The 282-nt window shown below is 64.5% G+C and carries 1 protein-coding gene; it reads left to right on the plus strand.

Annotation, left to right across the window (positions count from 1 at the left end; all coding sequences use genetic code 11):
• A partial coding sequence (locus ACZ3GY_RS23790; protein ID WP_465912192.1) for an ABC transporter permease occupies nucleotides 1-282 on the plus strand: 282 nt, incomplete at its 3' end.

Raw genomic sequence — 282 nt, forward strand, 5'->3', positions numbered from 1 at the left:
GTGTCGGCGCGGGCCTGGTTCAATCCGGCCCTCGAGACCCGCTGGAACATGATCCCGTCGATGATCGGGATGATCACCATGATGATGACCATGATGCTCACCGCCATGTCGGTGGCGCGTGAACGGGAGGCTGGAACCTTCGACCAGTTGCTGGTGACGCCGTTCCGGCCGAGCGAGATCATGATCGGCAAGGCCGTGCCGGCCATGCTGGTCGGGCTCAGCCAGTCGACCACCATCCTGCTGGTCGCGCAGCTGTGGTTCCAGATCCCCTTCGCCGGGTCC

The sequence above is a fragment of the Pseudomonas sp. PME37.24/006 genome (assembly GCF_055556635.1).